Below are 22,731 nucleotides of genomic sequence, written 5' to 3'. Positions count from 1 at the left end.
CGAAACAACTGGACAATGGCTGTTGACTCCGGTTGCAAAGTAGACGCGGTTATCGACAAGTACGGGCTGGCATCGGCAGACCCAGTCTACGAGTCCCTTGACAATGGCCTGCTCGCACGCTGGACGGGTGCTGATGACCGAACTGAAATGGGGTATCGGTCGTTGACAGCGTGGTTCAACAAACGACTCCTCAAACAGGTCTACACTGAACACGGTCGTGAATCCCTTGACACCCGTATCGACAGTGACTACACGACGTTGCGTGGCGACGACGACTTACAACGGGACGAACTCATCGAGCGACTGCAAGCCACGGGTATCCCCGGAGCGTCGCTCCACGACGACATGGTGTCGTGGGGAACGATGCGAACGCACCTCAATGACTGTTTAGACGGTGAAAAAGAGCTCCCGAAGGCGACAACTAACTGGGAGCAGGAGAGCGTGGCAACGGCGAAAACGGTTGTCGAACGGAAGGCCGAAACGGCACTGTCCTCGCTCGCGAAGAAAGGCGATCTTGACGGCGGTGACACCGCGGAGATAGAGGCCCAGATACAACTCGGCTGCCCAGACTGTCCGACCCGTGTTCCGTTCGATGTCGCACTCGAACGTGGGTACGTCTGCAAGCAACACCGGAACGCGAGTTTGTCAGCACACAATTCATGACTTGGACCATCGAAATCGAACGAATCGCGGGTATCCTTGAGGGGGCGGCGACGGTAGAGCCGGGATTGAACGTCGTCCGTGGCTCGAACTGGCAGGGGAAATCGAGCTTCATTGAAGCCATCAAAACGTCCCTTGGCACCTCCACAGAGTTGACTGAAGGAGCGGACAGCGGTACAGTGCATCTCGAAACGCCAACGGGCGTCTATGATGTGACGCTCTCCCGTGAAAACGGCACCGTGGCCCGACACGGTGACCCGTACCTCAGCGACGAGTACGACGTGGTCCGCGCTGAACTGTTCGCGTGCTTAGATGAGCGTAACGAAGTCCGTCGCGCTGTCCGGGCAGGAGAAAACCTCGAGGACGTGCTGTTGCGGCCGCTTGATTTCCAGAACATCGACTCACAGATCGAGACGTTACAGCGGGAACGCGAACAGATCGAAACGGAACTCACGCAGGCACGCGAAGCGAAAAAGCGGATCCCCAGCGTTCAGGAGAAAGTGACGCGGCTGGAAAACGAGATCGAAGATTTGCGGGCTAAACGCGAAACAATCGACAGTGATGCAGGAAGCGACGACAGTTCAGAGTCGGTTCGCCGTCAACTCAGCCAAGCACGGACTGAACAGAATCAGGCCAAAAACCGCGTCGAACGACTCGAACAAAGTATCGAGCGGACGGAACAGCGTCTTTCAGAGCGTCAAGATACGCTTGAGGCCCTCGAAATTCCTGAATACACTGATGTTGAGGACAAACTCTCGGAGGCACGGCAGCGGCTCTCGCAGGTGGAGCGAGACGCCGAGGTACTCCAGTCTGTGTACTCGGCCACAGAGATGGTACTCAGTGAGGAGCGGCTCGACCTGCTTACCGAGGTGGAGCGTGATATCGACGGTGACACCGTGGCCTGTTGGACGTGCGGCAGTGAGACGACTCGCGCGGACTTGGCTGACCAACTGGACGCGCTCGGGAGCGAACTCACCGCGCTTCGAGCTCAGAAGGAGACTTACCGAGACACTGTCGAGGAACTGGAAACACAGCGCGAGGAAATCAGTCAGGCTCGCCGTCGAAAGGCGGACCTAGAGGAAGACATCGCTGAACTGGAGGCGACGCTAGCCGACCGGAAACAGAGCCTTGACACTGCTAGCAACAGGCTCGAACAGGCTCAGGCGGACGTGGAGCGACTCTCCGACCATGTTGATGCGGCCGTAGCGGAGCTTTCGGACGTCGAAAGTGAGATTAAGTACCGCGAGGCCGAACTCGAAGACACCGCCGACGAACTGGCACAACTGGAAACGAGAGCGGACCGCGTTGACACGCTGGAAACCGAGATTGAAGCTGTACGCGATGACCTCGCAGAATTACGGGGTCGGAAAGACCGACTCAAGCGCGAGGCACGGGAGGCGTTCGACACGGCGATGCAGGACATCCTCTCCAGATTCGGGACGGGGTTCGAAACGGCCCGACTCACCGCTGACTTCGACATTGTGGTCGCTCGCGACGGCCAAGAAGCGAGCTTAGATGCCCTCAGCGAGGGTGAACTCGAACTCATCGGTTTTGTGGCAGCGCTGGCCGGTCGCCAGTCTTTCGACGTTGGCGACGCTGTACCGCTCTTGCTCGTCGACGGTCTGGGCGGCCTTGATGACGACAATCTCCACACCCTTATCGAGTACCTGCAGCAGCGGACAGAGTATCTGGTGTTTACTGCGTACCCGGAATACACAGCCTTTGACGGACGCGAGATCGACCCGACCCAGTGGACCGTTGCGAACGAGAAAGAGGCCTCGGCTGACTGACTCCCCCCCCTCAAAGACGGATGTCTCTTACTGACGCCGATGTCTTGCTCGGCTGTATAGCTCTGTTGTCTGAGAACAGACTATACTTCATAGGTATACTTCTACTTTTAGGACGATAATACAAAAATACTATTAGTGGTACGGGGATTCTATAATCAGATGGCGACCATACGGGTCAAAGATTGGACGAAAAAAGAATTACGAAGAATCCGAGACGCGGAATCACATTCGTCGTACGATTCGGTCATCAAATCGCTGCTGAAAGACCGCAAAATCGCGAAGTACGCCAACGACGACGGCGGGACTGCGATGGGCGAGTCCGGCCAGTCACAGGCCGCCGACATCGACAAGGCGTTTGACGATCTGACTGTACTGGCGGAACTGACTGGTAGCCACGACGGCGTGTTGTTCCTCTGGTGTCCGAACTGCGGGAACGAACTCGTGCATCTCACGGCCGAGCAGCCGCTTGGTCTCTCCGTGTTTGAGATGGAGTGCCAGCGGTGTCTTACCCGCCTCGACAGTCAGGCCATCGTCGCTATCGAATTACGGTATCCAATCGAACAAAAGATGATCGAGGGACAGCTTCAGACGGATCTCAAATCCTGCGTGATGGACTACTGGGACCGGACGCTAGAGGCGGCCGCCAACAACACGCTCGAAACTGAGGCCCCCACCGACCGGCTCGTGTGGCAGTTCGACCAGTACCACAAGCAGTTTACTTGGGACTGGCCGACTGATGTCCCAACTGTCAGCTTTGTCCCCGGTGTCACGTACCGTAACACTGCAACTGACGAGCGAATCGAAGTCGTCGAAGCTGTCACCGAGAACCGGAACGCGATGGACTCATACAAAATAAGACGCTGCACTGCAGACGGCGATGTTGTTCCGGACCAGCTAGACAGCAGCACAGTCGTCGACTGGATTGTCAACCGGAAACTGGTTGTCACAGAGCAGTCAGTGGGAACGACTACACCCGCGACGTAGCTGATCCCGCCGTTGGTTTTGGCCTATCGCCGATGCATGTGGTGTGGGGCCTGATAAATGGACAATGATATCTAGATAATGCTGGAATTGAACAGTTCTTGTCGGTTACTAGCATGGTTTCGGTACTGGAGGCGGCTATAAGTTTAGAGTAATATATGTGCTGTATAAGGTGTATCGAGGCTACTGCAGACTCCCATGACGTTTGTCGACAACAGTTATACGACACCAGCAGTCTACGTTCTACTATGACTGGGCTGGTTGGATGCGCGCGTTTCCTAGCTGCATCGCCGAGTGCGCCTTGGTTCGTGGAGGCGGAGAGCGCCCGTGAGTAAAGCGATGCATCCTCACACGCTCAAACTCCCGCGTGAGGAACACGGATTGGCGACGTCGAAGGCAGCGACTAGACGGATACAGGGCATCCTTCCGGTGTTCTTGGAGAACAAGATCATCGAGGCAGAGGCTAACGGACTGGTCGTTGCCCTCGATGGCAGCGTCGAATCGACGGTTGCGGCGGCGCTGGCCGTCGACGGCATTGGGGCCGACTACGTGACCGGTCTGGTGATGCCGGTGCAGCTAAGCGACGAAGGACCTGCTCGAACGGCTGAAACCGTCGCGTCGCTGCTGGACATCGACTGCCACCGGCTCCACCTGCAGCCAGTGCTTACGGCGTTCCAGCGAGTCGTCGATGAGACCGGTGGGCCGACCGACGACCTCGTGGCAATGCAAAACGCCACCGAACGCTTCCGGATGGCATGTAAGTACTACGTCGCCAACACCAGAAACGAACTCGTCGTCGGGACGGTTTCCCGGACTGACCGACTGCTGGGATCCGTTGCGAAACACGGCGAGAACGGCGTGGATCTATCGCTGTTTGGCGACCTCTATAGAACTGAAATCGATGCCCTCGCTGATGCACTTGCGGTCCCATCGGACCTCCTCAACCAGTCCCCACATCCAATGTGGCAGGTTGGTGCAACTGATGTGGCGGAACTGGGTATTGACCAGCAAGAACTTGACAGCATCCTCCATTTCGCGGTTGATAGGGGCTGTTCCGCATCGGCGGTGGCCGACAAGGTCGGCGTTGGCGAATCTATCGTTGAACGAGCGGTTCAGTGGTGTGCCAGTACGCGCCACAAGCGACACACGCCACCAAAGCCATCGATGGATAACTGATACTGTCTGTGGAATATTTCGCCACCCCGGGGGTCGCAAATCTCTCGCAACAGGGACAGCCAACAGCATGAGCCACACCCGTGGTGTTTCTGTGAACAAAGCAGTTAACAGCTATACTCCGCGAGTCTCACATCCATGCAGGCCGACCCCAAAGAGATAATCGACATCGGCGACAGGCTACTGTCGGAGTATCCCGAGCTGTTTACCGAGCAGTACGAGACAAACACTCGTCTTGTTCAGCGACTTGCCGGCGTGGATTCGTGTCGCACCCAAACCCGACTCACCAGATACATCACCCGAAAAAAACGGACACGGAACGGCTCGCAAAGGTGAGGCCACCGCAAAGCACACGCGCCACACGGAGTGCCACAAGCCTGTGGCTGGATTGTCTGCACTCGCCGGGCATCCCGAGATGAGGACCTTCTTTATGTAGAGACCGTCTTGCAGGACGTATGCTACTGACTGGGACTGTTGTTGCAGATTCTGAGACTGTCCTGCAGGACGGGGCGGTCGTTGTCTCCGGAGACCGCATCGAGGCTGTGGGTTCCCGGACCGAACTCGAAGCGCAGTACGCCGACCACGAACACCAGTCCTACGACGTGCTGTTGCCGGGACTCGTCGGCGGTCACATCCACTCGGTGCAGAGTCTCGGCCGCGGCATTGCCGATGACACGGAACTGCTTGACTGGCTGTTCGACTACATTCTGCCGATGGAAGCCTCCTTGACCGCCGAGGAGATGGAGATTGCGGCGAAGCTGGGCTATCTGGAAATGATCGAAAGCGGGACCACGACCTGTATCGACCACCTGTCGGTCGCGCATGCGGACCGGGCCTTCGAAGCGGCGGGCGAGATCGGTATCCGCGGCGTTCTCGGCAAGGTACTGATGGACCAGCGCTCGCCGGATGGCCTGCTAGAGGAGACGCAGGCCGCACTGGACGAGTCCGAGCGGCTCATTCAGCAGTACCACGGTGCCTACAACGACCGGATTCGGTACGCCGTCACCCCCCGCTTTGCCGTCTCCTGTAGCGAGGCCTGTCTCCGTGGCGCACGTGAGCTCGTGGACAAATACGAGGGCGTCCGCATCCACACACACGCCAGTGAGAACCAGAGCGAGATCGAGACGGTCAAAGAGGACACCGGAATGCGAAACATCCACTGGCTCGACGAGGTGGGTCTCACCGGCGAGGATGTCGTCCTTGCACACTGCGTCTGGACCGACGAGAGCGAGCGTGAGGTCCTCGCAGAGACGGGGACGCACGTCACCCACTGCCCTTCCTCGAACATGAAACTCGCCAGCGGTATCGCGCCGATCTGGGACTACCGCGACCGCGGTATCAACGTCGCCATCGGCAACGACGGGCCGCCCTGTAACAACACACTCGATGCGTTCACCGAGATGCGACAGGCGAGCCTGCTCCAGAAGGTCGACCAGCTAGACCCGACGGTGACGCCCGCAGCCGAAATCTTCGAGATGGCGACGCGCAACGGCGCGAAAGCCGCTGGCTTCGACAAACTCGGCGCGATTCGGGAGGGGTGGCGCGCCGACATCGTCGGTCTGAATACGGACCTCACGCGAGCGACGCCGTTGCACGACGTGCTCTCCCATCTGGTGTTTGCGGCCCACGGCGACGACGTCCGCTTCACGATGGTCGACGGGAACGTGCTCATGGAGCACGGCGAAGTAACTACTATCGACGCCGACGCCGTTCGTTCGAAGGCCTCGACAATGGGGCTTGAGATGGACCTCGAAGACGAACGGGAGTCCGCACAGGAACAGAAGCCCTGAGGCAGACCTGTCGGTTTTCGCCCAAGCGTCAGCCGAGCCGCGTCCGCAACCGCGATCCGAGCCAGTCGCTCGTAACGACCAGCGCAAACACGGCGAGGATGGCGGTCGAGAGTTTCCCGTACTGCAACCGCTGAATGGTGATAACGAGATAGTATCCGATGCCGCCCGCGCCCACGAACCCGAGGATAGCGGCCGACCGAATGGTACACTCCCAGCGGTACAGCGTGTACGAGGCGATTGTCGGCGTCACCTGCGGGACCATCCCGTGACAGACCGCCTGAAGGCGTGTCGCGCCGCTCCCGGCGACCGCCTCTGTCGTCATCGGGTCCGTGTCTTCGAGAAAGTCGGCGTACAGTTTCCCCAGAACACCGGCGTTGTGGACCGCAAGCGCGAGAACGCCCGCAAACGGGCCGAGGCCGATAGCGGTAACGAACAGGAACCCCCAGACGATACCGGGAACGGAGCGTAGAAAGCTGAGTACGGTACGACTGGTGTGATAGAGACCGCGTCCGGCAGCGATACGGCCGGCCGAGGCGTTTCTGTACAACGGGCCGCGATGGGTGACGGTGGCGGCACTGGTCAGACCGAGTGGAACGGCGAACGTGACAGCAAGCGTGGTTCCGACGACGCTGATAGCTAGGGTCTCCACAACTGCCCACAGCAGGCCATCACGAAGGCCACGTCCCAGCAGGTAGTCACGGCTCGTCTCCGGTGGGACGCCCTCAGCGATGAAGGCGGCCATCTGCTCACGAGCACCGGCAGCGAACAGGGCCATCAGATCCACTTCGGCGACCCACGCCGCAGCAATCAAGATGCAACACCCGCCCAGCAGTGTCGTGAGCTGGTGTTTCGACAGCCCCGTATCAGGGTGCCGGGTCGCGTCCGGGCCGCTATATTCCTCAGACATAGCGCGGAACCGGACCGTCGCTCTCTTTCTCTGGCCGCGCCTGCTTCGCGTCGGGATCCGGCGTGGATGCGCCTGCCGCGAACAGGGCGTCGAGCTGGTCGTTGGTCACCGCTGGTGCGGGCGTATCGAACCTGACTCGACCGTCGGCCACGCCGACGATTCGGTCGAAGTGCTCCAGTGCCAAATCGACCTCGTGGAGGGCGGTGACCAGCAGTTCCCGGTCGAGGGCAGCGTTGAGCACGTCGATAACGTTTCGACGGGAGTTCGGATCGAGGTTCGCTGTCGGCTCGTCGGCCAGTACGACTGCTGCGTCCTGCATGAGCGCCCGTGCAAAGGCGACCCGCTGGCGCTCGCCAGCACTCAGCGATTTTGCGGGGACATCGGCACGTTCCGCTAGCCCGACTGCATCGAGTCGTTCGAGGGCTGGCTCTGGGTGCCGTGGCAGCAGTGGTTCGATGAAGCCACGGAGCCGGGACAGCGCTCCGAGGCGCCCAGTGAGGACGTTCGACAGTGCCGTCCGCCGGTCCACGAGTGTCTCCCCTTGGTACGCAAGCGTCGCGGTCGAACCAGTAATGCTGCTCCCGTCGAATGTCACCGTCCCTGTATCGGGTCGCAATGCACCGGCTGCCAGTCTGAGGAGCGTGGTCTTACCTGCACCTGACGGACCGACAACGGCGACCCGTTCACCGGCATCGAGGCTGAGCGAGACATCCTGTAGTGCAACTTCCCCACCGAATCGCTTGGTGACGCCGTCGAAAACAAGCTGCTGGCCTGACCGTCTTCCCTTGGGTCGCTCCATACGCTTGTTCCTCACTCGTCGCCTCCCTGTTCGATGCCAGCCATCTCGACGGCCGTTTCCAGCGAAGTAAACGCGCCATGGTCTACCTCGACGTATCGGTCGACGGCCTGCTGGTCGAGAATGTCCGTTCGACCCTTTGAATCGAGAGTGGTAAACGCTGTCCGAACAGCCTCTGCTGTCGTCACTTCAAGCGACGGAGCGACGGCCCAGGGGTAATCTGGGAAGCCGGGAGTCCGCCATAGCTCTCGCACCCCTTCCACGGCGTCGTCCGCGCGTAGTCTGTCGTAGATGCGGGCATTTAGCGCACCGACGACGCCGCTGGTTCGACCGACTGTCTCTGCGGTCGCATCGTGCGCGCCGACGTGGGTGACCTGCGCGAATGCGTCGGTGTCCAGACCGTACTCTGTCTGAAGATGATACGTCGGCATCACGGTCCCACTGGTCGAGAGCGGGTCGCCGAACACCAGTTCGGTTTCGCTTGCAGTTTCGACCACATCGGCCATCCCTGTCAGGCCGCTTTCTGACGGGGCGATGAACACGGAGTGCCACTCCGTCTGTCCGTTCCGTGACCCGACGACGACTGGCTTTGCGCCTGCTCGACGATGCGCGAGGATGTAGGACACGCCGCCGTAGTAGGCGATATCGACCTGCTCCGCTACCATCGCCTGCACCATCCCGGCATAGTCAGCCGCTGTACGTAGCTCGGTCTCGACGTCGAGTTCGGTCGACAGATACGTTGCGAGTTCGGTGTTCCGTTCGATGGCGGTATCGGGATCCACATCGGGCACGACACCGACGGTCAGCGTCGGCGTCGTAGTACTTCCAAGACAGCCCGACAGCGAGAGCGCTGCCGCTGTACCTATGAATCCACGCCTCGTCGGTCGCATTACGTGTTACTGCAAGCCGCCGGGCTTGAAACTTGTGTGCGCCACATCTCGTCCGTGTGGCTCACGACGGCAGTGTCTGTCGGCCTCAGTCGCTCGTTGCGATGGCCTCGATTTCGACGCCAACACCTTTTGGCAGACTTGCGACCTCGACTGCGCTCCGGGCCGGCGGTTCTTCGTCGAAGAAGCCGGCATACGTGTCGTTCATCGACTCGAAATCGCCGATGTCGTCGAGATAGACGGTCACTTTCAACACATCGCTCATCTCCAACCCCTCCGAAGCCAGCACCGCTTCGACGTTCGATAGTGCCTGTTCCGCCTGCGTCGCTATCGGTTCATCGTCCAGCAGGTCGCCATCGGGTGTCATCGGAATCTGGCCCGCGGTGAACACGAGCGAGCCGTTTGTCGTTGCCTGACTGTATGCGCCGACCGCATCGGGTGCATCGGTCGTGCTGATAGTCCGTTTCATCAGTCGGGTGTTCCACCATCAGCATCTTAAATTCACAGGCCATCTCGGCGGTCCCTGAAATCGGTGAAGTCCGCATTGGTGTCGATATCCCAGTGGATTCCGGGGTCCTCCACCTCGATGAACGCTGTCTTTTCAGTGGTTTCGATGATATCTCGACCGCCGCGGTCACCGGAGACCGAGGCGAGCGCATCGAAGTGGCAGCCGTCGAACAGCACGGGGTTGCCCCGGGCCCCCTCGTGTTTGGGAACCACGATGGTTGCTGTTCCTGTCCGGTACGCTTGGATAAGCTCCTCGATAGTAGCAGCCCGTACGAACGGCATATCGCCAAGCAAGAATAAAGCGGCGTCCCAGCCGTATTCCTGTGCGTAGTCGACCCCGTGTCGAACTGACGTACTCTGGCCGGCTGTGTAATCGTCGTTACGACGAAGCGAAAGCGAGAGACCATCCAGCGCCTCGGCGACGGCCACGTCTTCGTATCCGAGGACAGCGACAATGTCCGACAGGGATGCCTCGCTGGCGCTTTCGGCTACCCGTCGGACGACCGCCGTCCCATCGATGGTTGCCAGTAGTTTGTTACCCGCCTCGTACCGTGAACTCCGTCCAGCGGCGAGGATGACGCCCCCGACTTTGGGCCGGTGTTGACCACTCATAATCGCCTTCGCATCGCAACGATTCCGTCTGTTCGTTCGAAGTTTGTCATCGCTGCTCCTCCTGTACAGTCGTCGCTGAAACCACTTCACAGACAGCCGACGTGAACGACGTGATGACTCCCCGAGAACACCGCCCGGTCTGTGACAGTGCGTGCGTGAGTACGTCTCTGGCGGTACGCTGCTGTGTTTTGGTATCCGCTTTGTTGACTAGCGGTATCACAGACGCCTCCGCCGGCGCGTTTCGGAGGCCACCCTCGGGATGCGTGAGCACTGTCCCGACAGCTTCCGGCGTAATCGCGTCGCCTATATGGAGGCCGGTGATGTCAGCCACCCGATTCGGCCGATGCACCACATCCGTCGTCAGAGGCTCACCGACTGCGGCGACCGATGCGACCGGGACAACGTGGCTCGCTGTACTCGGTACGACTGGCTCCCCATCACCGGGCGCTTTGAACTCCCGCTTGCGTGCACCGTCAGCCTTGACGAGGAGCCAGTCGAACAGTCCGGCGTCGGATAGCTGTTCCACCACACTCACCTCGAACCCACGAACCTTCCGGTCGACTCGCGCCGGGTCGACGACCCTCTCGCGGGCGAAGGCGACTGGCGGTTCGCGTGCTTCGAGGTCGGCCCGCCACTCGTCCGGACTGGTGAGCGTCAGCGGCAGGTCAGACGGTGGTGGCATCGCCGTCGTTGTCGTGTACCCCACGTCGTACCCCTCGTCGGTTCCTTCAACCGTCAACTGTCCCATCGCGGTCTTCTTCCCGCCGGCCCCGACAAAGGCGACAACGGCGCTAGAACGCAGGCCCAGCGCAGCAGCCAGTTGCATACGGTCGCTCCACGGGAGACACAGAAATAGCTTGCCGGGGCAACGACGTGTGGCGTCGATAGCGTTTTTGTGATTTAGTAACACACATATCGGTATGCCCCGCGTAGACGTTCGTGGTGAAATCTGTCCCCGTCCGGCACTCATTGTCCGGCAGGCGCTTTCGGACCTCGACACCGGCGAGACGCTCGTTGTTCGAGGTGATTACCCACCGGCCGAGGAGAACCTTCGGCGAATGTGTACAACTCACGGCATCGACGTGACGACCGCAGAGACTGCTGGGAAGTCCGACGAGTTCGAACTCGAACTTCAGGTGACCGAGATGGCGTCGCTTTCGGAGGCCTGAGTGTGGGTCGTAACGCGGAGACTGACGGTGATGACGAGGTGACTCGGTTGACAGAGTATACGGAACTCCACGGCTGTTCCTGCAAGGTCGGGCAAAGTGACCTCGACTCGCTGCTGGCCGATGCCGGCCTCACCAGTGACAGCGACGCGCTGCTGTTCGGCGTCGGCGAGGACGCCGCTGCGCGGCGACTGAGTGACGACCTCGCGCTGGTCTCGACGGTAGATTTCTTCACGCCCATCGTCGACGATCCGTACGACTTCGGCCGTGTAGCCGCCTGTAACGCTGCCAGTGATGCCTTCGCTACAGGTGCCGTCGAGAACGTCGACTGTCTGGTCGTCCTCGGACTTCCACGAGAACTGACCGACAGCGCGGCCCAGATTCTCTCTGGCATGGCTGACACGCTGGACACAATAGATGGCGTCATCGCCGGCGGCCACACGATTATGAGTCCGTGGCCGTTCGCCGGCGGCGCTATTTCGGCGACGGCGCGTCCCGACGCCCTGCTCACATCGCGGGGAGCCAGCCCCGGCGACCGCCTCTATCTGACCAAACCGCTCGGGACACAGCCGGCTATGGGTGCGTCCCGCGTGACCGACGAGCAGTTCATCGGCACAGTTACCGACGCCACTGACCGCCCACTCGACAGCATTGCTTCAGAGGCCATCGCGTGGATGACGACGCCGAACCGGGACGCGGCACTCGCATGCCGCGAACACGCGACTGCAGCGACCGACATTACCGGCTTCGGCCTCGCGGGGCAGAGCCGCGTGGTGGCTGCCCGCTCGAACGTCGGTATCGAACTCACACACCTCCCGGTCATCGCGGGAACACCCGCCCTCTCGACGCTTTTCGGATACGGGCTAACCGAGGGAGAGAGCGCGGAGACCAGCGGCGGACTGTTCGTTGCTGTCCCGCCGACTGCGACCGACGCCGTTGAATCAGCGTTCGACGATGTCGGCGTGTTCTACCGCGACGTGGGGCGTGTCACTGCCGGGCGCGGCGTCACGCTCGCAGACCCAACCATCGAAGAAGTTCGTCGCTAACACCGATTAGGAATGGGCTACCGCAGCCGAAGCACTGCCTCCAGCACACCACCGCCGAGGCAAAGCGCCTTGTCCGAGATCTTCGTCGGATCGACGGACTCGCCCCGGGGGTCCACATCGCCGAGTTTGGCACCATCCTCGACCCTGAGGCCCCCATGGACGAGGCCGCGGACGAGACCGCCGATCTCGGTTTCGACCGGCCGGTCGCCTACGGTCCCGACCACGTCACCGGCTGTGACACTGTCGCCGATACCGACCGTGGGGGTCCAGTCACCGTCGGCCGGGGCGCGGAGCACTCGCTCGTGGGTGTAGCCCCGCCGTTTGCCGGGCTCGCCGTCGTATTGGCTCGCCGTCCCCTCGTAGAACACGCGGCCGAGTTCGTGCCCACGGTCCGTCTCGATGACCGCGTCCACATCCTCGCCAGCCTCGAAACCGGGTCCCATCCCGACAACGATGTCGGCATCAGACCGTCGTGTGCCGGTATCGAACTTCCCTTTTGCCATGATAGCATCGACGAGAACTGTGGCGTCAAGTTCGCTGGCGACAGCCGCGTCGGGGTCAACGATCACCGGGACTACGTCGTCAGCGAGCAGTCCGAGCGCCTCGTCGATATCCGCTGCCGCCCGGCCGGGAACTCCTTCGACCGTCACCTCGTCCTCGTAAAGCGCCGCGCCGAAGGCGACCGCCCGCCGGACGACAGTCGGCTGTTCGACTTCGGCGACGATGACCGGGAAGCCGGCCTGCTGGAGCCGGTAGACAACGCCGCTCCCGAGGTCGCCGCCACCACGGACGACGACGAGGTCGTCGAGGTTCAGGCGCGTGGCCCGTTCGCCGGTCGCGTCGTGGCGGTCCATGGAGACCTCGGAAAGAACCGAGAGCGCGACGGCGGCTGGCCCGCTCCCGCCGAGGTCAAGTCCCACTGGGGTTCGAACCCGGCTCAGCTCTCGACGGCTGTACCCCGCCTCGGCAAGTGAGCCGAGGACGTGGTCGGCTTTCGTCTCGCTTGCAACAAGGCCGACGTAGCCAGCCTCGCCGTCCAGCGCCGCGGCGACAGCCTCTCGATCGAACGTCCCGCTCCGCGTCGCGACGACCACGGCCGTCTCGCGCCCCATCGGCAGGCCGCCGAGCGCTTCCCCGTAGTCGCCGTGAATCACGTCGGTATCGTTGGGGAACTGCCCCGGGTCGGCGTACGCTTCACGGTCGTCGACCACGGTGACGGCATAGCCGAGCCGCTCCGCCAGCGGGGCCAGTTCGACGCCGATGTGGCCGCCGCCGGCGATGTAGAGCTGTGCCTGTCCACGAACCCGGTCGATGAACACGTCCATCTCGCCGCCACAGACCATGCCCGTGTTGCCGCCACGTTCGAGTTCGTACGTCCGGACGCCGGGCTTGTCGGCTTCCGAGAGGACTGACCGTGCGTCTTGGACAGCAAGGTGTTCAACCGTGCCGCCCCCGATGGTCCCGTACTCCTCGTCGGCAGTGACGACCATCTTGTCCCCCACGTCCCGCGGTGCGCTGCCGTCCTTGCGGACGATGGTCAGGAGCGCTGCCGGCTCTCCCCGCGCGGCCAGTTCGTCGAGCCGCTCGAACAGGCTCATACGAAGCTCTTGACCTCCCGTTCGACGAGGGTTTCGACCACGTCGTCGTATGATACTCGGTCGATGTCGGGGGGTAGAGAGACGCCGCGCACGTCGACGTCCCGTGCGACCGCTGAGACGGGCGTGTCGACGTCCGGCGAGAGGTAGACGCCGTCCTGAATCAGGACGACGTGTGCTTCGGGATCCCCGGCGGCGGTGCGCAGTCCGATTTCGGCCATCGGTTTGTCGATGAGATATAGCATTGTCAGAAGTCCAGTGTCCGTTCGGCGTCGTGGATGCGGGCGGTGATGCGGTCGCCCGACCAGACTGCCACGTCGTCGGCGATTTCACCCTCGTCGACGCCGCGCTCGGCCATCGCCCCCGCATCCGCGATCATCTGTCCGCCCTGCTCCACCAAGTCGGCGACGTGCCCGCTCATATTGAGGGCCTCGCGGTCGACAGCTTCCCGAGCGCCGTACACACCGTCTTGAGTGAATATGACGGTCACGTCGTGCAGGTCGAACCCGGCCGCGACACCACGGGCCGCGCGAAGACCCTCGGGGATGTGGACCCGGCCGTACGGAGCGCGGGTGAGCAACACGACGACATCTCGTTTCATAGCGAAACCACCCGATCCGCCTCGCCGACGATGTCCGCGAGGTCGGGAAGCAGGCCCACCTCGACGCCGTCGGGGTAGTCCGCGTCGGCATCGATGCCGCGGGCGTCGACGCAGAGACCGCAACAGATGACCTCCGCCCCATCCGAGATGAGTTCTTGGAACTTCTCGGTCGGCATTTCGTCGTACAGCCCGCTATCCGAACAGCCGGGCAGCGTCTGGTCCGCGACGGGGACGAGCGCGCCGTCGAGGTAGTGGAAGTAGCTCACCTCGTGGCCCTGATCCAGCGCCGCCCGCCCCAGTTCGTAGGCGGTCCGCCACCGCTCGCTGTCGAAGGGACCGCCTGTCAGCAGAAACCCGATGTACGCCATACTGTCGGGATTTCGGTGAATCGCTCTTAATAGTTTGCCCGACACACTGGCGAACCCACCGAGTGTGGTGTTTTTGCGCTGAAAACCGACCGGATCCAACTCACCTATCGTCAGCAGACCGCTTGTCGAGTGCCGTCTTCAGGTCGTCCGCGGTAAACGGTAGCTCTGCCAGCCGAACGCCGACGGCGTCGCGAATCGCGTTCGAGAGCGCCGGCGGGACGCCGTTCGTCGGGAGTTCCGCGATAGACTTCGCGCCGAACGGACCCGTGGGTTCGTGAGTCTCAACGAGAATCGTCTCCATCTCGGGGTGGTCCGTCGTTCGCGGCATCCCGTACTGGCGGAACCCGAGCACTTCGGGGGCCCCCTCGTCGTCGAAGGTGAGGTCGCCGCTGGTAGCGTATTCGAGGCTCATGTGCTCGCCGCCCTCGATCTGCCCCTCGACCAGCGCGGGGTTGATGGCGACGCCACAGTCGGCGGCGAACACTAGTTTGTTGAGTTCGTATTCGCCGGTCTCTTCGTTCACTGTCACGTCAGCGAACTGCGCGCCGTATGGCGGCGGGCTCTCGTCGGTCGAGTGGTTCCCGTCCCCGAGGATGTGTTCGCGCTCGTCGTCGCCATAGGTGGCTTCGTAGCCGATTTCGTCCAGCGACACGCGGTTTTCGGTCCGCTCGCTGTACACGCCGTCGTCGCCAGTTTCGAGCACCTCGGGCGGCTCGTCGAGTAGCTTCGACCCCCACTCTAGGAGCCGTTCTTTGGCGTCCTCGGCGGCGTTCTTGACCGCGCGGCCGCTGATGTATGTCGTCGAGGAAGCGTACGCGCCGTAGTCAAAGGGCGTCAGGTCGGTGTCGGCGGCGATGACAACGATATCTTCGGGAGCACAGCCCAGCACCTCGGCAGCGATCTGGGAGAACATCGTGTCTGCGCCCGTCCCGGTATCGACGCCGCCGACCTGCAGGTGGAAGCTCCCGTCCTCGTTCATCTGGACCTGCGCCGCGCCGAGTTCCTTCCCCGCGACGCCACTGCCCTGTGCGATCAGCGCCATGCCGACGCCGCGGTGCAGGTGCTCTTCGTCCGGTTGCTCTAAGTCGTCGTAGCCGATAGCTGCCTTGCCGCGGTCGATGCACTCGCGGATGCCACAGGAGCGGATCTCTCGGGCGAATCGGTCGCCGTCTTTCAGAATGGCGACGCTTTGGTCGAGGTCGCCCTCACGGACCGCGTTCCGCAGGCGGAACTCGATGGGGTCGAAGTCGAGGCGGCGGGCCACCTCGTCCATGTGTGCTTCGACAGCGAAGTGGCCTTGTGGCGCGCCGTAACCCCGCATTGCCGCGCCCATCGGGAGGTTCGTGTGGACCACGTCCCCCGAAAAGCGGACGTTCGGGACTCGGGGGTAAAGGGGAAGTGGCTTCGTTCCGACGTTGTTCGCGACGGTCATGCCGTGGGTCCCGTAGGCCCCCGAGTTCGACAGCGTGTAGAGGTCCATCGCCTCGATGTCGCCCTCGTCGGTGACTGCGGTCCGCATCTGCATCTGCATCGGGTGCCGAAAGCGGAGTGCGGTGAACTCCTCTTGACGGCTCATCTCCAGTTTGACCGGTCGGCCGGCCGCGAGGTGCAGCGCGAACGCGACAGGCTCGATTGCCATCTCTTGTTTCGATCCGAACCCCGCGCCGATACGCGGCTTCTTCACCCGCACGTCGCGGATGGGCACGTCGAACAGGTGTGCTATCTGGCGGCGGGTGTGAAAGGGGACCTGCGTTGCCGTGATGAACGTATGTCGGTCGTCCTCGTCCGTGTAGGCGATGGTTGTGTGTGGTTCCGGGACGCAGTGGGACTGATACGGCGTCTCCCACTCTGTCTGGATGACGTGCCGCTCCTCGTCGTTGTCCGCCCGCTCAAACGCCGCATCCGCGTCACCGAGCTCTCCCTCGAAGTGCGATTCGAGGTTTCGGTTGTAGTCCGCGCCCGACTGCTTGTTCTCCACGTCGTCGGCTTCGAACAGTTGTGGTGCATCCGCGTCGAAAGCCGCTTCAGGGTCGAAGACGGCATCCAGCTCACGGTACTCGATATCGATTTTCCGGGCGGCTCGGTCTGCTGTCTCCGGGTCGTCGGCCGCCACGGCTGCGACCGGGTCGCCGACGAAGCGGACGTGTTCGCGGAGTACTTTCAGATCCCACGGGCTCGGCTCGGGATAGGACTGGCCCGAACTGGAGTACAGCTTGTCCGGAACCACGTCGTCGAACGGCGTGATGACAGCGTCGACGCCATCCATCGCCTCGGCTTCGCTCGTGTCGATTGACTCGACGTAGCCGTGGGCGATGTCGCTGCGAACCACTTTCCCGTGGGCGAGGTCCGGGAACCGGTCGCGGTAGTCCGCCGTATACCGGGCATCGCCGGTGACGATTTTCCGCGCGTCGTCTTTCTCTTCGTCCACGGTAATGGCGTCGCGCTCGGATTCGGGCTTCCGGTCGGGTTCGCGTGCTGCGTTCGCCCCTGACTCCGTATCGGCGTCGGTGGGGTCTGTCCCCTCCACCCCTGTCCTGTCGGGCCGCTCGCCCGTCTCCCGCGCCCGGTCGGAATCGCTCACTGCTCGCCCTCCATGCAATCGCATCCGCCGAGTGAACACTCGGTCACAGTGGCGGTGCTGTCGCTATCCACTGCCGTCCCACCGTCGGCGGCGACGGCTGTCTCGTCGTTCAGCCGCTCGGCGGCGTCTAGCACCGCTTCGACGATTTTCTTGTAGCCGGTACACCGACAGAGATTGTCCGACAGCGCTTCCCGGACTTCTTTCTCAGTGGGGTCCGGGTTCGTCTCCAGCAGCGCTGTCGAGCGCATTATCATCCCCGGGATGCAAAAGCCACACTGCAGCGCGGTGTTGTCGACGAACGCCTGCTGTACCGGGTGGAGGTCGTCCTGTTCGCCCAGTCCTTCGATTGTCTCGACGGATGCGTCCTGTACGTTCAGCACCGGCTCGACGCAGGATTTCACTGGCTCGCCGTCGACGTGCACCGTACAGAATCCACACGCACCGGTGTCACACCCCCGCTTCGCACCGGTGTATCCGTTCGCTCGCAATACATCGAGGAGGGAGTCGGATTTGGTCGCCTCGAACGTCTCCGTCTCGCCGTTCACTTCCAGTTCGATTTGCATATCACTCACGCGATATCTCGCTGTTGTCAGCAATGTGATGAACAGAGCGGTAAATAGCTATCGCGGACAGCGGCTCGCAAACGGGAATTTGTGGCCACTCAGTCCGTACGCTCGTCCAGTTTCGACGCGATTTTTTCGGCGGTGATCGGCATTTCACGGATACGGACGCCGACGGCGTCACGGACGGCGTTGGACAGCGCCGGTGGGACCGTGTTGGTCGGGACTTCGGCAACCGACTTCGCGCCGAAGGGACCGGTTGGTTCGTGGGTCTCGACTAGAATCGACTCGATAGGCGGCGTCTCGGTCGCCGACGGCAGCCCGTACTCGTCAAAGTCCGTTACTTCCGCTCGTCCTTCGTCGTCGAGCGTGATGCCCTCGCTGACGGCCATCTCGTAGCTCATGTGGTTCGCGCCCTCGATCTGCCCCTCGGCCATACCGGGGTTGATGGCGACGCCACAGTCGACCGCGACAACCAGTTTGTGCACATCGAACTCGCCGGTGGTCTCGTCGACCGTCACGTCGGCGAACTGCGCGGCGAAGGGCGGGGGACTCTCGTCGGTGCAGTGAGTCCCCTTCCCAAGGATGTGTTCGCGTTCGTCGTCGCCGTACGCGGCTTCGTAGCCGATTTCTTCGAGCGCGACTGAATCGCCGCTGGTCTCGCTGTACACCGTCCCGTTGCCCGTTTCCAGCTTCTCGACCGGTTCGTCGAGCAGCTTGGACCCCCAGTCGAGAATTCGTGCTTTCGCATCTTCCGCGGCCTTCTTCACGGCCATCCCGCTGATGTATGTCGTCGAGGAGGCGTACGCACCGTAGTCGAAGGGCGTCACGTCCGTATCGGAGGATTTGACAATTATGTCGTCCTCGTCACAGCCCAGTACTTCCGCGGCAATCTGGAGGAACGCCGTGTCAGCACCCGTCCCGATATCGACGCCGCCGACCTGCAAGTGGAAGCTCCCGTCCTCGTTCATCATCAGCTGGGCGGCCCCGAGTTCGTCGCCGGCAACGCCGGTTCCCTGCGCGGACAGCGCCATCCCGATGCCGCGATGCAGATGGTCTTCTTCGGGCTGTTCGAGGTCGTCGTAGCCGATAGCCTCTTTCCCGCGTTCGATGCACTCATCGAGGCCACACGACCGAATTCGACGCTCTGCGCCTTCGCCGCCCATCATCCCCGCGATTTCGTCGAGGTCGCCGACTTCCATGTGGTGCCGTCGGCGGAACTCGATAGGGTCGAGACCGAGATCGCGGGCCACCTCGTCGAGATGGCCTTCCAGCGCGAGCGTGCCCTGTGGCGCGCCGTAGCCCCGCATCGCCCCGGTTTGTGGCGTGTTCGTGTGGACGATGTCGGCCTCGAAGCGGGCGTTGGGGACTTTCGAGTACAGCGGCAGTGGCTTGCTTCCGACGTTGCCCGCGACGGTCATGCCGTGGCTGCCGTACGCGCCAGTGTTCGACAGCGCGTACAGGTCGATGGCTTCGATGTCGCCGTCGTCGGTCACGGCCGTCTTCGCCCGGACTTTCATCGGATGGCGCGAGCGCATCGCGTAGAACTCCTCTTGGCGGCTGGCTTCGTAGAGGACCGGGCGGTCGGTGGCAAGCGACAGCGCGAGCGGAATCGGCTCGACGACCATCGCCTGCTTGCCGCCGAAACCGCCGCCGACCCGCGGCTTCGTCACCCGGATATCGCGGATTGGAATGTCGAACAGGTGGGCGAGCTGGCGGCGCGTGTGGTTTGGCACCTGCGTGCTGGTGATGAGGACGTGGCGGTCATCTTCGTCCGTATACGCAAGCGAGGTGTGTTTCTCGACGTTCGCGTGGGACTGGCGAATCGTCTCCCACTCGGTCTCGTGGACGTGGGTGTCGCCGTCGAGCGCCGCGTCCACATCTCCGAGTTCCCCCTCGATATGGGCCATCCGGTTGCGGTCGTAGTCGTAGCCGACGATTTCGTTTTCGACCTCGCCGTCCTCGAACAGCTGGGGTGCGTCCCCGTCGAAGGCTTCCTCGGGGTCGGTGACGTAGTCGTCCTCTTCGTAGGACACCTCGATAGCCTCGACGGCGGCAGTCGCGGTCGCCCGGTCTTCGGCTGCGACGGCGGCAACCGGGTCGCCGATGTAGCGGACGTGCTCGTTCAGCACCCGCATGTCCCACGGGCTCGGTTCGGGATAGGACTGCCCGGCGCTCGTGTATTTTCCGTTCGGAACCGCGTCGGATTCAGGTGTCAGGACGACTTCGACGCCGTCCATCGCCTCGGCTGCGCTCGCATCGATACCGGTCACGCGGCCGTGTGGAATCTCGCTCCGGACGACCGCTGCGTACGCGAGGTCCGGATACCGCTCCTCATAGTCGGCGGTGTACTTCGCCTGTCCGGTGACGAGCTTTCGGTCGTCGTACTTCTCGGCCCGGTGAGAGACGCTGTCGCGCTCGTCGGGGGCCTTGTCGTTGTTTTCCGGTTCGTCCCACTCCAGTGGGTGTTCCTCGTGTCGCTCGTCTTCGACGGTCTCTGATTGGGAGGCCGTGCCCCCGTCAGCTTTGGCTGTCTCGTCGTCGTTATTCATCGCAGCCACCTCCACAGCAGTCTGTCGAGTCGGCTCCACGGGGTCCCAAACTGGCCGGCTGGCCGCCGTCTGCGGCCACCGACTGCTCGCCCTGCATTCGATCTGCTGCGTCTAGAACGGCCTCGACTGGCTTCTGATAGCCGGTACACCGACAGACGTTGTCGTCCAGTGCCTCCCGGACCTCCCGTTCGGTTGGGTCGGGGTTCGAATCCAGCAACGCCACCGCCTGAATCACCATCCCCGGGATACAGAATCCACATTGGACGGCGAAGTTGTCGACGAACGCTTGCTGGACCGGGTGCAGGTCGTCCTGTGTCCCAAGCGCCGCGACAGTCTGTACCTCACTTCCGTCAGCGTCCGCCGCAGTCATCCCGCAGGCCATGCGCACCTCGCCGTCGACGAACACCTTCGACGCGCCGCAGGTCCCACCGTCACAGCCGCACTTGACGCCGATGTAGCCGTGTTGTCTCAAAACCGTCGCCAGGTCCGTCTCCGACCCGGCTTCGACTATTGTCCGCTCGCCGTTGATTGTGAGTTCAATATCCACAGCGTATCCTCCAGTTTTCGGCATGCGCTACGGACACACGCCTGTTAGTGAACAAGTGTGCAACACTATCCCATATATGTATGGTTCACAGGTACCTGATTGCAATGTTGCCAGACGAAGCCACAGGCAGAGGACACTACAAGACACTATACTGACACACCTGCGACAGACACGCCAGTCAACGTGTGCCGTGTGGCAAACCTGTGACACATCTTCTCTGAGAACGCGGCCGTTCACTCGGCGGCCTTCGTCCGGACTGCGTTCAGCAGTACTTCGGTCCCGGTGACGATGTCCTCCCAATCGGTGAACTCGCTCTCGCGGTGGCTGATCCCGTCGACGCTCGGCACGAAAATCATGCTCGTTGGGGTCATCTTGTTGAGGTAGTTCGCGTCGTGGCCCGCGCCGCTGACTAGCCGCGTGTACTCACAGCCGACTGTCTCGGCGGCCTCGACGACGGTGTCGATGCAGTCTTGGTCGAACGGGTCCGCGTCGACCCGCATGATCTCCTCGATCTCGTATTCGAGCCCTTCGCGCTCGGCCGCGTGGGCGACCTCCGCTCTGATCTGTTCGACGGCCGCGTCGACGACTGCGTCGTCGTACGAGCGGAAATCGAGCGTGAACTCAACGCGTTCGGGGATGACGTTGATAGCGTTCGGCCACACGTCGACGCTGCCGACCGTACCAACGAGGTCTGTCCCCTCGGTTGCTGTAATCCGCCGGACGGCTCGCGTCACGTCCGCCGTCGCCACGAAGGCGTCGTGGCGCATATCCATCGGCGTCGGCCCGGCGTGGTTGGCCTGTCCCTCGAAGGTGACATTCAGCCACGAAAAGCCGAACACGCCCTCGACGGCGGCGACGGGGATGTCCTGCTGTTCGAGAAACGGCCCCTGCTCGACGTGCATCTCGAAGTAGCAGTGGATATCGTCCGCTTCACAGGGTGTTTCGCCCTTGTAGCCGATGCGTTCGAGTTCGTCGCCGAAGCGCTTCCCGTCCTTGGCCTCGCGCTCGTACGCGTAGTCGAGGTCGAAGATATCACAGTAGACGCCGCTGCCGAGCATATCCGGCTGGAAGCGTACGCCCTCTTCGTTGCTCCAAGCGACCACCTCTAGTGGGCGTTCGGTCGTCACGCCGGCGTCGTTGAACGCCTCGATGACCTCCAGCCCGCCGAGGACGCCGATAACGCCGTCGTACCGCCCGCCGTTGTACTGGCTGTCGATGTGCGACCCGAACAGGACCGGCGCGGCGTCGCCGTCAGCCCCGTCTCGGCGACCGAAGATGTTGCCCATCGTGTCGATACGGACTTCCAGCCCGGCCTCGCGGAACCACTCGACGAGCGTATCGCGAGCATCCTTGTTCGCGTCGGAGAGGCTGGGACGATTGACGCCGCCCGCTTCTGTCGCGCCGATCTCGTTGAATGTGTCGAAGCGCCGTCTGAACCGTTCGCTGTCGAGACTGACGGATGGCATTGGGTAGCTGTTCCGCGGTGTCGTCTTGAAGATTGTGTCGGGGAGAGACGCCACACAGGCCGACAGACACGCTGTGGCACGCGCACGCCGCTGTCACACACGGCTCAGACCACCGAAAGAGCCAAACGACCGTTCCGCGAGTCAGC

At 62.3% G+C, this 22,731-nt stretch carries 23 protein-coding genes; 8 read left to right on the top strand and 15 right to left on the bottom strand.

Annotation, left to right across the window (positions count from 1 at the left end; genetic code table 11):
* Window positions 1-15: 15 nt before the first annotated feature.
* The 6 genes from rdfA to Har1129_RS19045 all read left to right on the top strand — a co-directional run bounded on the left by rdfA (window position 16) and on the right by Har1129_RS19045 (window position 6,394).
* Window positions 16-663 (top strand): rod-determining factor RdfA, encoded by a 648-nt coding sequence (gene rdfA / locus Har1129_RS19070; RefSeq protein ID WP_151102404.1) that lies wholly within the window; start codon window positions 16-18, stop codon window positions 661-663.
* Window positions 660-2,450, top strand: coding sequence for an archaea-specific SMC-related protein (locus Har1129_RS19065; protein WP_151102403.1), 1,791 nt, complete (start codon window positions 660-662; stop codon window positions 2,448-2,450). The genes rdfA and Har1129_RS19065 overlap by 4 nt, the downstream gene beginning before the upstream one ends.
* Window positions 2,451-2,609: 159 nt before the next feature.
* Window positions 2,610-3,434, top strand: coding sequence for a hypothetical protein (locus Har1129_RS19060; RefSeq protein WP_151102402.1), 825 nt, complete (start codon window positions 2,610-2,612; stop codon window positions 3,432-3,434).
* A 324-nt stretch (window positions 3,435-3,758) separates the two neighbouring features.
* On the top strand, window positions 3,759-4,607 hold the full coding sequence (nadE, locus tag Har1129_RS19055) for an NAD(+) synthase (protein WP_225307869.1): 849 nt from the start codon (window positions 3,759-3,761) through the stop codon (window positions 4,605-4,607).
* Window positions 4,608-4,742: 135 nt separating this feature from the next.
* Complete coding sequence (locus Har1129_RS21385) at window positions 4,743-4,940, top strand: 30S ribosomal protein S17 (protein ID WP_151102401.1); 198 nt, start codon at window positions 4,743-4,745, stop codon at window positions 4,938-4,940.
* Window positions 4,941-5,059: 119 nt separating this feature from the next.
* Complete coding sequence (locus Har1129_RS19045; protein WP_151102400.1) at window positions 5,060-6,394, top strand: 5'-deoxyadenosine deaminase; 1,335 nt, start codon at window positions 5,060-5,062, stop codon at window positions 6,392-6,394.
* 28 nt (window positions 6,395-6,422) lie between these two features.
* Here Har1129_RS19045 and phnE read toward each other — a convergent pair whose 3' ends face one another.
* From phnE to yqeC, 6 genes are all read right to left on the bottom strand, one after another.
* Complete coding sequence (gene phnE, locus Har1129_RS19040) at window positions 6,423-7,301, bottom strand: phosphonate ABC transporter, permease protein PhnE (protein ID WP_151102399.1); 879 nt, start codon at window positions 7,299-7,301, stop codon at window positions 6,423-6,425.
* Window positions 7,294-8,100 carry a phosphonate ABC transporter ATP-binding protein gene (locus Har1129_RS19035; protein WP_225307868.1) on the bottom strand — a complete coding sequence of 269 codons (807 nt, stop codon included), beginning with the start codon at window positions 8,098-8,100 and terminating at the stop codon, window positions 7,294-7,296. The genes phnE and Har1129_RS19035 overlap by 8 nt, the downstream gene beginning before the upstream one ends.
* Window positions 8,101-8,111: 11 nt before the next feature.
* The gene (gene phnD / locus Har1129_RS19030) at window positions 8,112-8,987 is read right to left on the bottom strand and encodes a phosphate/phosphite/phosphonate ABC transporter substrate-binding protein (protein WP_151102397.1); all 876 of its coding nucleotides are present in this window, start codon (window positions 8,985-8,987) and stop codon (window positions 8,112-8,114) included.
* 85 nt (window positions 8,988-9,072) lie between these two features.
* Window positions 9,073-9,453: a Rid family detoxifying hydrolase gene (locus tag Har1129_RS19025; protein WP_151102396.1), complete on the bottom strand. Its 381-nt coding sequence runs from the start codon at window positions 9,451-9,453 to the stop codon at window positions 9,073-9,075.
* A gap of 32 nt (window positions 9,454-9,485) precedes the next feature.
* Complete coding sequence (locus Har1129_RS19020; RefSeq protein ID WP_151102395.1) at window positions 9,486-10,103, bottom strand: nucleotidyltransferase family protein; 618 nt, start codon at window positions 10,101-10,103, stop codon at window positions 9,486-9,488.
* Between the two features lie 46 nt (window positions 10,104-10,149).
* Window positions 10,150-10,929, bottom strand: a complete 780-nt coding sequence (gene yqeC / locus Har1129_RS19015) for a selenium cofactor biosynthesis protein YqeC (RefSeq protein ID WP_151102394.1) — start codon at window positions 10,927-10,929, stop codon at window positions 10,150-10,152.
* Window positions 10,930-11,023: 94 nt separating this feature from the next.
* On the opposite strand from yqeC, the gene Har1129_RS19010 reads away from it, so the two are divergent.
* On the top strand, window positions 11,024-11,272 hold the full coding sequence (locus Har1129_RS19010; RefSeq protein ID WP_151102393.1) for a sulfurtransferase TusA family protein: 249 nt from the start codon (window positions 11,024-11,026) through the stop codon (window positions 11,270-11,272).
* 2 nt (window positions 11,273-11,274) lie between these two features.
* On the top strand, window positions 11,275-12,315 hold the full coding sequence (gene selD / locus Har1129_RS19005) for a selenide, water dikinase SelD (RefSeq protein WP_151102392.1): 1,041 nt from the start codon (window positions 11,275-11,277) through the stop codon (window positions 12,313-12,315).
* Window positions 12,316-12,332: 17 nt separating this feature from the next.
* On the opposite strand, the gene yqeB is transcribed toward selD, so the two are convergent.
* From yqeB to Har1129_RS18960, 9 genes are all read right to left on the bottom strand, one after another.
* On the bottom strand, window positions 12,333-13,913 hold the full coding sequence (yqeB, locus tag Har1129_RS19000) for a selenium-dependent molybdenum cofactor biosynthesis protein YqeB (RefSeq protein WP_151102391.1): 1,581 nt from the start codon (window positions 13,911-13,913) through the stop codon (window positions 12,333-12,335).
* Window positions 13,910-14,155, bottom strand: a complete 246-nt coding sequence (locus tag Har1129_RS18995; protein WP_151102390.1) for a hypothetical protein — start codon at window positions 14,153-14,155, stop codon at window positions 13,910-13,912. The genes yqeB and Har1129_RS18995 overlap by 4 nt, the downstream gene beginning before the upstream one ends.
* 2 nt (window positions 14,156-14,157) lie before the next feature.
* Window positions 14,158-14,511, bottom strand: coding sequence for a DsrE family protein (locus Har1129_RS18990; protein ID WP_151102389.1), 354 nt, complete (start codon window positions 14,509-14,511; stop codon window positions 14,158-14,160).
* Complete coding sequence (locus Har1129_RS18985; protein ID WP_151102388.1) at window positions 14,508-14,879, bottom strand: DsrE/DsrF/TusD sulfur relay family protein; 372 nt, start codon at window positions 14,877-14,879, stop codon at window positions 14,508-14,510. The genes Har1129_RS18990 and Har1129_RS18985 overlap by 4 nt, the downstream gene beginning before the upstream one ends.
* A gap of 100 nt (window positions 14,880-14,979) precedes the next feature.
* Window positions 14,980-17,460, bottom strand: coding sequence for a xanthine dehydrogenase family protein molybdopterin-binding subunit (locus Har1129_RS18980; protein ID WP_151102387.1), 2,481 nt, complete (start codon window positions 17,458-17,460; stop codon window positions 14,980-14,982).
* Window positions 17,457-18,023: a (2Fe-2S)-binding protein gene (locus tag Har1129_RS18975; RefSeq protein WP_151102605.1), complete on the bottom strand. Its 567-nt coding sequence runs from the start codon at window positions 18,021-18,023 to the stop codon at window positions 17,457-17,459. The genes Har1129_RS18980 and Har1129_RS18975 overlap by 4 nt, the downstream gene beginning before the upstream one ends.
* A 98-nt stretch (window positions 18,024-18,121) precedes the next feature.
* On the bottom strand, window positions 18,122-20,572 hold the full coding sequence (locus Har1129_RS18970; RefSeq protein WP_151102386.1) for a xanthine dehydrogenase family protein molybdopterin-binding subunit: 2,451 nt from the start codon (window positions 20,570-20,572) through the stop codon (window positions 18,122-18,124).
* Window positions 20,565-21,143, bottom strand: coding sequence for a (2Fe-2S)-binding protein (locus tag Har1129_RS18965; protein ID WP_191906220.1), 579 nt, complete (start codon window positions 21,141-21,143; stop codon window positions 20,565-20,567). The genes Har1129_RS18970 and Har1129_RS18965 overlap by 8 nt, the downstream gene beginning before the upstream one ends.
* A gap of 209 nt (window positions 21,144-21,352) precedes the next feature.
* On the bottom strand, window positions 21,353-22,585 hold the full coding sequence (locus Har1129_RS18960) for a Zn-dependent hydrolase (protein ID WP_151102384.1): 1,233 nt from the start codon (window positions 22,583-22,585) through the stop codon (window positions 21,353-21,355).
* Window positions 22,586-22,731: the final 146 nt, after the last annotated feature.

The sequence above is a fragment of the Haloarcula sp. CBA1129 genome (assembly GCF_008729015.1).
Classification (GTDB): Archaea; Halobacteriota; Halobacteria; order Halobacteriales; family Haloarculaceae; genus Haloarcula.
Note: the sequence above shows the minus strand (reverse complement) of the source record. Positions and strands in the feature narration are given on the sequence as shown.

What these genes read in the sequence shown, in the direction of transcription:
- rdfA (WP_151102404.1), top strand. Translation starts at nt 16, where the DNA reads ATGGCTGTTGACTCCGGTTGCAAAGTAGACGCGGTTATCGACAAGTAC.
- Har1129_RS19065 (WP_151102403.1), top strand. Translation starts at nt 660, where the DNA reads ATGACTTGGACCATCGAAATCGAACGAATCGCGGGTATCCTTGAGGGG.
- Har1129_RS19060 (WP_151102402.1), top strand. Translation starts at nt 2,610, where the DNA reads ATGGCGACCATACGGGTCAAAGATTGGACGAAAAAAGAATTACGAAGA.
- Har1129_RS21385 (WP_151102401.1), top strand. Translation starts at nt 4,743, where the DNA reads ATGCAGGCCGACCCCAAAGAGATAATCGACATCGGCGACAGGCTACTG.
- Har1129_RS19045 (WP_151102400.1), top strand. Translation starts at nt 5,060, where the DNA reads ATGCTACTGACTGGGACTGTTGTTGCAGATTCTGAGACTGTCCTGCAG.
- phnE (WP_151102399.1), bottom strand. Translation starts at nt 7,301, where the DNA reads ATGTCTGAGGAATATAGCGGCCCGGACGCGACCCGGCACCCTGATACG.
- Har1129_RS19035 (WP_225307868.1), bottom strand. Translation starts at nt 8,100, where the DNA reads ATGGAGCGACCCAAGGGAAGACGGTCAGGCCAGCAGCTTGTTTTCGAC.
- phnD (WP_151102397.1), bottom strand. Translation starts at nt 8,987, where the DNA reads ATGCGACCGACGAGGCGTGGATTCATAGGTACAGCGGCAGCGCTCTCG.
- Har1129_RS19025 (WP_151102396.1), bottom strand. Translation starts at nt 9,453, where the DNA reads ATGAAACGGACTATCAGCACGACCGATGCACCCGATGCGGTCGGCGCA.
- Har1129_RS19020 (WP_151102395.1), bottom strand. Translation starts at nt 10,103, where the DNA reads ATGAGTGGTCAACACCGGCCCAAAGTCGGGGGCGTCATCCTCGCCGCT.
- yqeC (WP_151102394.1), bottom strand. Translation starts at nt 10,929, where the DNA reads ATGCAACTGGCTGCTGCGCTGGGCCTGCGTTCTAGCGCCGTTGTCGCC.
- Har1129_RS19010 (WP_151102393.1), top strand. Translation starts at nt 11,024, where the DNA reads ATGCCCCGCGTAGACGTTCGTGGTGAAATCTGTCCCCGTCCGGCACTC.
- yqeB (WP_151102391.1), bottom strand. Translation starts at nt 13,913, where the DNA reads ATGAGCCTGTTCGAGCGGCTCGACGAACTGGCCGCGCGGGGAGAGCCG.
- Har1129_RS18995 (WP_151102390.1), bottom strand. Translation starts at nt 14,155, where the DNA reads ATGCTATATCTCATCGACAAACCGATGGCCGAAATCGGACTGCGCACC.
- Har1129_RS18990 (WP_151102389.1), bottom strand. Translation starts at nt 14,511, where the DNA reads ATGAAACGAGATGTCGTCGTGTTGCTCACCCGCGCTCCGTACGGCCGG.
- Har1129_RS18985 (WP_151102388.1), bottom strand. Translation starts at nt 14,879, where the DNA reads ATGGCGTACATCGGGTTTCTGCTGACAGGCGGTCCCTTCGACAGCGAG.
- Har1129_RS18975 (WP_151102605.1), bottom strand. Translation starts at nt 18,023, where the DNA reads ATGCAAATCGAACTGGAAGTGAACGGCGAGACGGAGACGTTCGAGGCG.
- Har1129_RS18970 (WP_151102386.1), bottom strand. Translation starts at nt 20,572, where the DNA reads ATGAATAACGACGACGAGACAGCCAAAGCTGACGGGGGCACGGCCTCC.
- Har1129_RS18965 (WP_191906220.1), bottom strand. Translation starts at nt 21,143, where the DNA reads ATGCCGAAAACTGGAGGATACGCTGTGGATATTGAACTCACAATCAAC.
- Har1129_RS18960 (WP_151102384.1), bottom strand. Translation starts at nt 22,585, where the DNA reads ATGCCATCCGTCAGTCTCGACAGCGAACGGTTCAGACGGCGCTTCGAC.